The sequence below is a fragment of the Acidobacteriota bacterium genome (assembly GCA_040754075.1).
Lineage (GTDB): Bacteria > Acidobacteriota > Blastocatellia > UBA7656 > UBA7656 > JBFMDH01.
Genome location: JBFMDH010000014.1, coordinates 69,092 through 81,038 on the forward strand (window position 1 = coordinate 69,092; position 11,947 = coordinate 81,038).

Sequence of the window (11,947 nt, forward strand, 5' to 3'; positions counted from 1 at the left end):
TTCAGCCCGGCAAATATTTATTTCTTGCCCTGATTGATACTGCGTAAATAATTCAACAGATTACCTACGTCATTTTGTGAGAGTCCGTAATCAACCCAGGGCGGCATAGCGGTTCCTTGTACGCCATACATGATTGATTCGAACAACCGTTTATCATTAATCGAATTCATAAAATCGGTGTTGCGCAAATTGCGCGGACGCGGCGTGATGTCCAGAGAGTTCGGACCCTTGCCATCGGCTTTTCTGCCGTGACAACCCGAACACCGTTGCACGAACATCTCTTCGCCGCGACGCACCGAATCATCGCTCATCGCTACAGGATTGGCATCGGGCACATTGCGCGGCTTCAATTCGCGGCGCGCCTCTTTGACAAAATTTTGCGTGAGATAACCGAGAACCCCGCGAATCTGATCATCGCTAAACACCCGACCCCATGCCGGCATGGAAGTTCCCGCAACCCCTTCTTTAATGGACTTCAACAACCGCTCTTCGGGTTTGCTGTTCATAAATGAAGCTTTGGTTAAATCGCGCGGCGCGGGGTCGAGATAAAGCGCAATCATTCCTTTGCCGTCGCCGGCTTCGCCGTGACAACGGGCGCATTGGTTTTGATAAATTTCGGCGGGCGCAGTCGCGGTCGGCGGTTTATTCATACTGACCAGATAGGCGGTCAAGGCTTGATAATCGCTATCGGTAAATCCAAAGGTCGGCATGATGGAATCGGTCACGCGCGAACGCGGGTCTTTGAAATGATCCATCATCCATTTTTCATCTTTGAGTAAACCCTGATAGGTGAGGTCGGGCGCGATACCGCCATCGCGATTGGCGAGTTTATGACAGGCGGCGCAGGCTTTGTCATTGAACAGTTTTTCGCCTTGTGAAACCAGCGTGGCGGCAGGCGTTGTCGGCGTACCCGTAGGCTTGGGTTCGATTGCCGTTTCGTCTTTCTTGAGCAAGGCGGCGCGATAACGGTCAAGCGAGGTTTCAGCGAAATTCAATCCGCGACGACTCTTCAAAAAGATAACCAGGGCTTTGGTTTCTTCATCGTTCAAATTGAACTTGGGCATAAACGAAGTGGCGGAGTTGGCGCGCGGGTCGGCGAGGGATTCCCATAGATAATCGACTTTGAATTTCTTGCCGACTTCTGAAAGGTCAGGACCCAGTGTGCCGTTGGATAAGCCTTCGACTTTGTGGCAACCATAGCAATTTTTTTCAAAGAATAATTGTCTGCCTCGGGTAACGAGCGGCGTGCCTTTGAAATTTTCTTCGGTGTGACATTGCGAACAATTCACCTGCATGAAATCTTTGTCTTTGAGTTTGTCTTTGTAATCGGCGCGCCAGTTGGCTTGGGTGACGAAACCGAGCATCGGGTCGGGCCAGTAATGGTCTGCGCCGTGCGCATAAAAAGTTTCCAAGCCGCGCCCTTGTCCGTCGTGACAAATGGTGCAACCGAAGTCGGCGAATTTATGACGGCGTTCCCAACGACCATCGACATTCTTATCGCCCATAGCTTCGGAATAGGGATGGGTTTTGATGGGTTCAGCAAAATCTTTGAAACGCGGGTCGTCGGCTGCAATGTGACAGGTGGTGCAGCGGTCAACCCGTTCGCCGCCAAATTGGGTCACCAGAATTTGTTCGACTTTGGGTTTGCGCCCCTCAAACATTTTGCGTTCGGCATCGCTTTTCGACATCGTCCGCGCTTGTTCAAAATAGGCGGTTTGATGGCGTTCCCATTTATTAAAAAACTGGTCGTAAAAAACAATGCCGTGAACGATGAGTACAACGAAACTCGCCAGAGCTAAGGCTAATCGCATTTGCATAATTTCAATCCTCTAAAAAGGAACCGGTAAAAGGAGAGACCAAAGTTTGTTGGCTATAAGTTAAATAAAATGTCGTAGTCGCAACCTTGTCACTTTGGTCAACTCCTTTTACCGTTGCCCCGATTTACCAGGGCGATACAAACTCCCAATTCGGGCCCCTGAAGAAGGTGCCAATAACCATCAGAATGATGTTGGTGATGACGAAAATCAGAAACAGGGTATTGGCAAGCAGTCGTTCTTTGGCAAACCAACGACCAACACCTTTCACGCTGCGGTCGAGATAGGGCACCAGCAGTAAAATCAACACTTCTAATCCCGGTATGCCGACGCCGCCCCAGAATGCCGAATAGCTGACCATTTCCTGCAAACCTAAAAAGTACCAGGGCGCTTTTGCGGGATTGGGCGGATGCATCACGTTTACAGGTTCTTCAAGCGGCGCATCGAAAAGATAAGAGACCACCAACACACCAGCGACCGTCAGGATGAAAACGAATAACTCCGCCAGTAAAAGATTCGGCCAACTGAAGACCGAATTTTCAGGAACGTTTCCGACTTTGGTAAACGGGCCGCGAACCAAACCTTGAATGCCGTAGTGTTTTTTCTCAATCACCAATGGTTTTGCGGCAACCGAGGCTGTCGCAACAGCAACGGCTGGGTTGGCTACTGTTGCGACAGCGGGTTGTGCTACTGCCGCTTCTTCCACTGCCGGCGCATCGGTTGCTTCAGGTCGCGACAAGCCGCCATCTTTGCGTATGCGCCAGAAATGTACGGAAACCAGCAGGGTGATGAGCACGGGTAAAACCGCGACGTGTAAAACATAAAACCGCAGTAACGCTTCCTGACCGACGGTGGCATCACCGAGCAACAGGAATTTCAAATCATTGCCGATGACCGGCGCATAAGCGGCAATCGAGGTGCCGACGGTAATCGCCCAGAATGCCAGTTGATCCCAGGGCAGCAGATAACCTGTGAAGCTGGCAAACAGGGTTAACAGAAAAAGCGCCACGCCAATCAGCCAGTTGAATTCACGCGGCTTTTTATACGAGCCGGTGAAAAACACTCTGCACATATGCAGAAATACTGCCGCCACCATGCCGTGCGCCGCCCAACGGTGCATATTGCGTAAGAAAATGCCGAAAGCCACGGTGCCGCGCAAATCCAGCATGCGGTCATAAGCCTGTGTGGTTGACGGCACGTAATAAAACATCAGCAAAATGCCGGTCACCACCAGAATGGCAAATAGAAAAAATGACATCAGCCCAAGTCCCAGGGTGTACCAGGGCTTCAGGGTGTGGCGATTGACCTTGACCGGATGAATATGCAGAAAGAAATTGGTGAAACTGGTTTGCGCGCGTCCGAGGTCAGTCGCAGGCAACGGATTGCGAAAAATGGAATTCCAGATGGTGCCCGGAAGGTTCTTAATCGAAAGCAGCATTTTGTTCATACTGGTTATACCTCGAAGTAGGTTCCGGCGTTGATCTCAGCGTTTTTATCAACTTCAAGTTCACCGTTCGGCGCGAGGCTCACTTGATACCATGCCAAAGGTTTCGGCGCGGGACCGCCGGTTACATTGCCATCCTGGTCGAAACGCGAACCGTGACATGGGCAGGCAAAGCCGGTTTCCGAGACCCCGACGATACAACCGAGATGCGTGCAGGTGGTCGAAAGCGCCGCGAAACGATTGCCTTCGCGCACAATGCAAATGCGTTCGGTATCGATGGCGATGCGGGTTCCCGGCGCAAACTCATCGGGTTTGCCAATCGCAAAGCGTTGCGGTTGTCCGTAGGTGGCGCGCGGTTTAATAAAGATGAGGTTCGATAGCACAGTGATAATTGCCGAACCGAAAAGTCCGAAACTGCTCAGCCAGGTGAGCAAACGGCGACGGGTCATCACTTCTTCGCTGACGGCTTCGGAATTTTTTACAGGCTTTTTAGCGACGGTCATCCGATTTTTCCTCCACAGATGAATCAACAAGTTCTTCAATATCTGACCAGAAAACCTGGTATTTGGCTTCTTCGAGGTTGCGGAAATAATCGCGGCGAACGGCAAAGATAAAAATCAACATTGCCCCCACGCCCATCAACAAACTGGCAATAATTGCAACCCAAGTCAGCACCATAATTTTTTTTAAACGTTTTAAATTTGAGTAACACCCGCTCGTAATTTACACAGCAAAAGCTAGGCAATTTCTTGCTTAAAGCAAACTATGGCAATCATCGTTCCAAGCGGTTTTCGCGGTGAAAGCGTGTTATTCTTCGCAAAACCAATTTCGCAGGAAAAAATGCTGTGTATTCCTTCGCATAAAATGAGAGAAATTACCCACCGGAAATGGCAGTCGAAAAGAGATGAAAATTTTCACAAGCGCGGATTGCAATTCGCTGCGCATCTTTACGCCTTTTATTAACCGAACTTACTTAATCCAGCGCGTATTATTGAAGAATGTAAAAATGCGCAATCGGCAATTGCGCATTGCCAACGTAAAACTGCATAAAATTTGCTTAATCGAACGGACTAAATAATTGACAAAGTATAAGGGCAAAGATAGTATGACGCTTGTCTAACTAAGCTCCCTAGAAATTGCCCACACACAATCAAGTAGTTTTTGTAATCATAGCTTTACCTTTTGTACGCAAAACGGCTTCTGCCTTTTCTTGGAGGATAAATAATGCTTAACCGGAGAAATCAACCCAGACTCTCAAGTTTGAAAATCAAGTCCCTGTTCAATCTGAAAATGTCAAAAAAACTGTTGAGCCTTAGTGCTCTGGTTTTCTTGATTCTCGGAGCGATCTCAATCAAAGCCATTCCGATGATTGTAGCTCGCGCCGGTAGCGCGAAATCGAAAGCCAAGCCCCGGCAAGTGGCTGCCGAGCAAGTGACCACACGCACCAAATCTTCAAGCGGGGCGTGGATCAATTTAGCGGCTGGCAGAGAAGTGACCAGCGAATTTTCAGGAAACGCCAAAGCCGGTGAAGCCTTGGCAAAAGGACTGGCTAAACCTTTGGCGCTGGCTGCGGGTGATTTCGATGGCGATGGGATTGATGATTTAGTCGGTGGTTTTCAGGGACCCGACGGCGGTTTGATTGCCCTCTGGCGCGGCAATGTTGATGCGCAGCATCCGAATACCGCAGAAGCCAAAGCCCGTAAACAAAACGGGGAATCAACCGATGCTGCCTACTTAGGTAAAGCTCAGGTGTTTGAAGTATCGGATGCGCCGGAACTCATGGTTACGGGTGATTTCGACAATGACGGCTTTTTGGATGTTGCCTTTACCAATCGCGGCAGCAATCAACTGTTTGTTTTACCGGGAACCGGCAAAGGTGGATTTGCAGAGTTATACTGGCTTGATTTACCCGATGTCGTCACCGCGCTTGCCACCGGCGATGTGAATCGCGCCGATGGGCTTGCCGATTTGCTGGTCGGTTTACGAACCGGAAATCTACTGGTTTTTGAAGGCGTTCGGGGCGCGATTAACGAACCTGCGGAAAACTTCAATCTGCCGTTTGAGGTCACCTCCATCAGTCTTGAGCAGATGGACACAGACGGTTTTACCGACGTGGTTGTGGGCGGCGGAAAAAACCTCGCCATTATTCATGGACGCGATAGAAAAATTTCCGAATCTTATGAGGTAAGAGCCAAAGTTCCCGCCGCAAACGTTGAACAACGCGAGTTTGCTTTTGCTATCAAAGCCGTCAGCGCAGGGGATTTCACCGGCGATACTGCCAATGATATTGCGCTGTTGGATGGAAACGGCGCAGTACAACTGCTCACCAAAAATACCACCACCAAGAAAAAAGTGATTGACGGATTAGCCGGATTGCAGGTCAAACAACTCGGCGCCAGCGCCATGCCTGCGGCGACCCAGTTATTCAAAACCCGCTCATCCAGTTTACCGGCAGATGGACTGGCTTTATTTGGCGGCGACGAATTTCAAATCGTTGTCGATGGCGCGACGGTGTCGCGCAGAGAAGCGCAACAGCCCGTCAGCGTTCCGGCGACGGTGAGTTCGGTGATCGGCGTTGATGGCGGCGTTGCGGCGCTTTTGCCTGTACAAATCAACAGCGATGCGTTGACCGATTATGTGTTATTCAGAGGCACGAGCACCGCGCCTTCAGTAGTGCCGACGGCACTCGGCGCGACCTTTACAGTAACCAACACGGCGAACACCGGCGCAGGTTCATTGCGACAGGCGATTATTGATGCCAATCTCACTGTTGGCGCTGACACTATCAACTTTGCTATTGGCTCCGGTTTGCAAACCATCAATTTAACTGCCGATTTACCGGCGCTCACGGAAACCGTAACCGTTGACGGAACCACGCAACCGGGTTTTGCGGGCACACCGGTGATTGAAATCAACAGTTCGGGAGCGACTTCGGGCATCGGTTTGAAAGTGTCTGGTGGCACTTCGTTAATTAAAGGTCTCAACGTTCATGGCTTCACGCTGACCGGAGTTCAATTTGTCCTGGTTGGCAATAATAAACTCGAAGGCTGCTATTTGGGAACCGACCCCGCCGGTACGGCTGCTCTGCCAAATGGCGACGGCGTTCAGGTCACGGCTTCCAATAACACCATCGGCGGAACCACCGCAGCGGCTCGCAACCTGATTTCCGGCAATAACGACAATGGCGTTGATATTTCCAATTCCTCAGCCGGTAACAACCTGGTTAAAGGGAATTATATCGGCACTGAGGTTACAGGCGCGGCGGCTTTGCCGAATCAAAGCAACGGCGTTTATATTCTCGCAAAAAACAATATCGTCGGCGGCACCACTGCCAATGACCGCAATATTATTTCCGGTAACACAACCAACGGCGTGCGCTTGCTCAATGATGTGTTGTATGCCAGTAATCGGGTGCAGGGAAATTATATCGGCACCGATGCCGCAGGCGCTGCCGCGGTTCCCAATACGGCGGGCGGTATTGCGATTTTCAACTCGCCCACGCATACCATCGGCGGCACCACGACCGGCGCTGGGAATTTAATCGCCGGAAATACCGGTTATGGCATCCTGATTCAAAATGATAAAGCCACAGGTATTTTGGTTCAGGGCAATATGATTGGCAGCGCTACGCTCGCCAATGGCGGACCGGGTGTATTCATCAATCTCACCTTGAGCAACACCGTCGGCGGCACGGTAATCAATTCGCCCAATACGATTACCAATAACAACAAAGGTGTGGTGGTGGTCGGCGCATCAGCCACCAGCAATCGCATACGGCAAAATTCCATCACCGCCAATACCGCTATGGGCATTGACCTCGGCGATGATGGTGTCACCGCGAACGACACTTTAGACCCCGACGCCGGTGCCAACACCTTGCAGAATTTTCCTGTGCTCTCGACCGTCATTGGCGGCGCGAGTACCACGATTACCGGAACCCTCAACAGCACGGCGAACACCGCTTTCGATTTGGATTTCTTCACCAGTTCAAACTGTGATCGTCAGGGCGCGACGTTTTTAGGCACAGCCAATGTCACCACCAATGCCAGCGGCAATGCGACCATCAATGTCAATTTCCCGGTTTCGTTATCAGCGGGACAAGCCATCACTGCAACCGCGACCGACCCGAATGGCAATACTTCGGAATTTTCCGAATGCGTCATTTTGTGCGCTTATAGTATCAATCCCACGAGTCAGAATTTCGCGCCGGCAGGCGGCAGCGGTTCATTCGATGTGACCGCGACCGGCGGTTGCAGTTGGACAGCGACCACTACACAAAGCTGGATTACCATCACCAGTGGCGCAAGCGGCACCGGCAACGGCACCGTGAATTTCACGGTCGCCGCCAATGATGTCGCAAGTCAGCGCACCGGAACCATTACGGTTGCCAGTCAAGGCATCACGGTGCAAACCTTCACTGTAACTCAAGACCCGGCGCCTTGTAATTTCAGCATCGCGCCGACCAGTCAAAGCTTTATTTCAACCGGCGGCAGCGGCACCGTGAGTGTAACGGTAGCGCAAGGTTGTGCGTGGACGGCGGTGAGCAATGATGCGTGGATTACTGTCACCAGCGGCGCAAGCGGCAATGGCAATGGCACGGTTGGCTATTCGGTTGCCGCAAAGACCGACCCGGGCCCGCGCACCGGAACCATTACCATCGCCGATCAAACCTTTACCGTCAATCAATCGGGCACCGATTGCACTTTTCAAATTGCGCCAACCAGCCAACATTTCCCGGTCGCCGGTGGCACAGGTTCAATCGCTGTAACCACGCCGGGAGTTTGCGACTGGATGGCGGTGAGCAATGATGCGTGGATTCATATCACCAGCGGCGCAAGCGGCACCGGCAATGGCACAGTCAATTTTTCGGTTGATACTTCGACCGACCCCGGCAATCGCACCGGCAGCATCAATGTCGCAGGACAAACCTTTACGGTTACGCAGGACGGCACCAATCCCTGTCTCTATGTGATTGCGCCGACCAGTCAGGCATTTCCTGTTGGCGGTGGCAGCAGTTCGGTTGCCGTGACCACCGGCGCAACCTGCAACTGGACAGCCGTCAGCAACAGCGCCTTTATCACGGTAGTTTCAGGCGCAGCCGGAACCGGTAATGGGGTTGTCGGATTTAACGTCGCTGCCAATCCGACCAATGCGGTTCGCAGCGGAACGATTACCATCGCCGGTCTTACCTTCACGGTCAATCAAGCCGGAACCTCCTGTGTTTCGACGATTAGTCCTCTGGGATTATCGTTCACCTTCTCAGGCGGCAGCGGCACATTCGCCGTTACAGCTTTAGCGAACTGTTCGTGGCCCGTGACGACCTTTGATTCCTTTATCACCATCACCTCCAGCAGCCTCGGTTCGGGTTCGCAAAAAGTCAAATATACGGTTGCCGCCAATCCCAACCCGACGCCGCGCACCGGATATATTCTGGTTGGCGGATTCGTGCATACGGTTTCGCAGGCGGCAGCCCCGAATACCTGTAGTTATTCCATCAATCCGACCAGTCAGAACTTCGCCGATACCGGCGGAACCGACAGCGTTAATGTCACTGCCGGAACCGGGTGCAACTGGACAGCCATCAGTAATGCGGTTTGGATTACGGTGACCAGTGGCGCAAGCGGCACCGGCAACGGCACTGTGAATTATTCGGTGCAGGCAAATCCCAATGCCTCGCCGCGCTCTGGAACCATCACCATCGCCGGTCATACCTTCACGGTCAATCAGGCGGCGGCTCCGGGCAGTTGTAACTATTTGATTTCGCCGACCGGTCAAACGTTTGGCGTTTCGGGTGGCAGCAGCACGGTAAATGTGACGGCGGGTGTTGGTTGCAATTGGACGGCGGTGAGCAATGATGCGTGGATTACTGTCACCAGCGGCGCAAGCGGTTCAGGAAACGGCTCCGTAGGTTATAGTGTGGCAGCCAATCCCAATCCGTCCTCGCGCACCGGAACCATGACGATTGCCGGACAGACGTTTACGGTGATGCAGAACGGCAATTGCAACTACCTGATTTCACCGAGCGGTCGCACCTTCACCAATGTCGGTGGCAGCAGCACCGTAACCGTGACGACCACGACCGGCTGCGATTGGACGGCGACGACCTCTGCGGGGTGGATTATCATCACCAGCGGCAGCGGTTCAGGAAATGGAACGGTGAGTTATACGGTGTTGAATAATTCGTCGGGCGTCTTGCGAACCGGCACGATTGTCATCAACGGTAAGGTTCACACCGTCAAACAAAATCCATAATCGTCCGGTCATCGAATGGCGGTTCGATGACTGTATGATTAATCAATTTCATCAGGCTGATTGTTCGCGCAATCAGCCTGATTTTTTTAGGTCTGAATAATTTTTGAAATCGAAATATTTGCTGAGCCATCTGCAAGCGAAGACCTTTGCAGCGATTTACCTCATCTTGTTCGAGGTTGAGTAAGCGGTCTTTGACCGTGCCGGGTGTGAACCGGCTTCGCCAGTTGCGTGAACCGATTGACCGCTTTAAAATTCCGCTATCAAAATTTCTTACTCTCGCCACTCAGTTGAACGGAACTGAGATACCAATGGGTATAGCCGGGTCAGGCAGCTATACGCAGTCGCTGAAATTACAATTGGTGAATTCGTCTCAAACGGCTTCATCGGCTATTGCATACTGTAACCTTGATGAAGCATTCAGGAGGAGCAATGAACAACCTGTCAAAAGCGCTGCTGGATTTTATCGGTGAGCAATCTTCAGACCTGAAAAAGATTATTCCGCATTTGATATGTTTCACGGTAATTGTTGTATTGATCGCTCAAACTGCGCCTGCCAATATTTTTTATCCGCAATCATCACCACAGCGGTCTTTTACTTTTGCGGCAGACCTCCAGTCACCAACCGCACCCCAGACGCCGACAACTAAACCCGCAACAACGCAACCCGCTAAAGATTTAAACCCCCAAAAACGTTCAGGAGAAGCCGAAAAAGAAAAGCGAAAAAAAGCCTTGCAGATGCTCGATGAGGTGCTGGCTTATGCGCCGAGCATCAGACCCGTTGAATACGCTATTTTAACTGAGGTCGAGGGCGCGATGATGCTTTGGAAAAGCGATAAATATCGCGCCACCACGATTCTCAAAGAAGCCGTGAAAACCCTGCGCGGGTTAATCAATGATGAGAAAAAATCCCTGACCGATAATCAACCCCGCAACCCCTATTTGCAACAGCTCAGATTTTTAGTGGTTCGTAAGATTGCTCAGGTCAACCCAGACCTCGTAAACGAACTCTTTCTGGAAAAAACTGCCGATGGTCGAGCGCCTGAGATGTCTATGGAATGGACTCAGGAAGGACTGTCGTTACTGAGCGTTGCCACCGAATTGATCGAAAAAGACCCTAAACTGGCAGCGCGCATTGCCGAACAAATTTTTCCGCTGGGACTGGCGGCGTATGATATTTTCATCAGGAATCTTGCGAAATATGACGCTCAGGAAGCCGAGCGTTTAGCTATCCTCGTCATCAACCGCTTTCGCGACAGCGCCGTTCCGACGGTTAATTTGATGAATATGTATTCGTTCTTTTTATATGAAAATAACTCTGCAAAACTGCGAGACTATTATTTGCTGGCGTTAGCCACACGGTTCAGGCGTGATTTGATTGCCCAAACTGCAAATGCCGACCTGCAATACGGGTGGGAACTTGCACAAAAAATGAATCGCTACATTCCTCGCTCGCTTCCGCAGTGGCAGGTTGAATTTCAAAATATCGCCGATGAATTTAACAGTGCGCTTCAAGCGCGCGCTTGCTCAACCCGCGCCGCGCAAAAACATCACGGTTGATATGTCGGTTCTCAATTCCGCTGCCGAGGTGGACACCCAGGACATACGTGATGAGATACCCCGCGTCGAATCCATGAATGACGTACAGGCGCGTGACAGAGAGTATCAACAACTGGCGACCAAAGCCGCATACAAAGCCGACGCGCGATTGGCGGAAGAATTGATGGCAAAAATCACCGACGATGAAATCAGGAAAGAAACCACCTTGAAGGTTTATAGCCCGCTGGTTCGCAAAGCGATGGATGATAAGAACTGGCTGCTGGCGCGCGCTTACGCCTTTAAAGTTTCTGACCCGCTCGGTCGCACACTGATACTCGATACCTTGATGCAACGTATGGCGAAAGCGGGCGAAGAAAAAAATCGCATCAGAGAAATTTATGTTGCGACTTTAAATCAACTCGCTTCAGATGAACCGACCGATAAAGTTGCCAAAGCCTTTCTGTTGATTGCCAGAGGTCAGCTTGCGATTGATGCGGAATTAAAACGCGAAGCCATCAACAGCGCCGTCTCTGTATTGAACGGGCTTGCGAAAAAGGATGAAAAATTTGCCGAATCGAGTATCGGCGGGGTCATCGGAACCTGGATTCGTTACCCTGAATATTCATACAGACCTGATGAAGTTCTGGCGCTTACGGATATGACCGCCCAGGTGTTTAAAGAACTCGCAAAAGAGAATCCCGACACTGCTTATGAAATATCGGTAGGCATCACGCATACGGGACTTCGTGCCCTGTCACATCTGGCAATCAGTAAAGGGCTGATGGAAACCCTCGCGATGCAGCCGCCCGCGCGGCAACCAAAAAAAGGATGAACTCGACAACAAAAAAGGGATGAAGTGACGAGTCACGCCATCCCTTTCAAGTTAATTGGTGAATCGGAG

Annotated in this window: 8 protein-coding genes; 3 read left to right on the top strand and 5 right to left on the bottom strand. The window is 51.2% G+C overall.

Annotation, left to right across the window (positions count from 1 at the left end; genetic code table 11):
- Positions 1–17 precede the first annotated feature (17 nt).
- The 4 genes from AB1757_16260 to AB1757_16275 form a co-directional block, all read right to left on the bottom strand.
- Positions 18–1,817, bottom strand: a complete 1,800-nt coding sequence (locus AB1757_16260) for a c-type cytochrome (GenBank protein MEW6128594.1) — start codon at positions 1,815–1,817, stop codon at positions 18–20.
- Positions 1,818–1,941: 124 nt separating this feature from the next.
- Complete coding sequence (locus AB1757_16265; GenBank protein MEW6128595.1) at positions 1,942–3,261, bottom strand: cytochrome b N-terminal domain-containing protein; 1,320 nt, start codon at positions 3,259–3,261, stop codon at positions 1,942–1,944.
- 5 nt (positions 3,262–3,266) lie between these two features.
- Positions 3,267–3,761, bottom strand: a complete 495-nt coding sequence (locus AB1757_16270; protein MEW6128596.1) for a Rieske (2Fe-2S) protein — start codon at positions 3,759–3,761, stop codon at positions 3,267–3,269.
- Positions 3,748–3,936: a hypothetical protein gene (locus AB1757_16275; protein ID MEW6128597.1), complete on the bottom strand. Its 189-nt coding sequence runs from the start codon at positions 3,934–3,936 to the stop codon at positions 3,748–3,750. The genes AB1757_16270 and AB1757_16275 overlap by 14 nt, the downstream gene beginning before the upstream one ends.
- A gap of 546 nt (positions 3,937–4,482) precedes the next feature.
- Between AB1757_16275 and AB1757_16280 the strand changes: the two genes are divergently transcribed.
- Positions 4,483–9,510 (top strand): BACON domain-containing carbohydrate-binding protein, encoded by a 5,028-nt coding sequence (locus tag AB1757_16280; GenBank protein MEW6128598.1) that lies wholly within the window; start codon positions 4,483–4,485, stop codon positions 9,508–9,510.
- Here the strand turns inward: AB1757_16280 and AB1757_16285 are convergent.
- A complete protein-coding gene (locus tag AB1757_16285) occupies positions 9,494–9,793 on the bottom strand; it encodes a hypothetical protein (protein MEW6128599.1) in 300 nt (99 codons plus the stop codon). The genes AB1757_16280 and AB1757_16285 overlap by 17 nt on opposite strands.
- Positions 9,794–9,939: 146 nt before the next feature.
- Between AB1757_16285 and AB1757_16290 the strand changes: the two genes are divergently transcribed.
- Positions 9,940–11,067: a hypothetical protein gene (locus tag AB1757_16290; protein ID MEW6128600.1), complete on the top strand. Its 1,128-nt coding sequence runs from the start codon at positions 9,940–9,942 to the stop codon at positions 11,065–11,067.
- Positions 11,000–11,878 carry a hypothetical protein gene (locus AB1757_16295; GenBank protein MEW6128601.1) on the top strand — a complete coding sequence of 293 codons (879 nt, stop codon included), beginning with the start codon at positions 11,000–11,002 and terminating at the stop codon, positions 11,876–11,878. Before AB1757_16290 ends, AB1757_16295 begins: the two co-directional genes overlap by 68 nt.
- Positions 11,879–11,947: the final 69 nt, after the last annotated feature.

Excerpts from the sequence above, each read along its gene's own strand:
- AB1757_16260 (MEW6128594.1), bottom strand. The coding sequence starts at position 1,817 with ATGCAAATGCGATTAGCCTTAGCTCTGGCGAGTTTCGTTGTACTCATC.
- AB1757_16265 (MEW6128595.1), bottom strand. The coding sequence starts at position 3,261 with ATGAACAAAATGCTGCTTTCGATTAAGAACCTTCCGGGCACCATCTGG.
- AB1757_16270 (MEW6128596.1), bottom strand. The coding sequence starts at position 3,761 with ATGACCGTCGCTAAAAAGCCTGTAAAAAATTCCGAAGCCGTCAGCGAA.
- AB1757_16275 (MEW6128597.1), bottom strand. The coding sequence starts at position 3,936 with ATGGTGCTGACTTGGGTTGCAATTATTGCCAGTTTGTTGATGGGCGTG.
- AB1757_16280 (MEW6128598.1), top strand. The coding sequence starts at position 4,483 with ATGCTTAACCGGAGAAATCAACCCAGACTCTCAAGTTTGAAAATCAAG.
- AB1757_16290 (MEW6128600.1), top strand. The coding sequence starts at position 9,940 with ATGAACAACCTGTCAAAAGCGCTGCTGGATTTTATCGGTGAGCAATCT.
- AB1757_16295 (MEW6128601.1), top strand. The coding sequence starts at position 11,000 with ATGAATTTAACAGTGCGCTTCAAGCGCGCGCTTGCTCAACCCGCGCCG.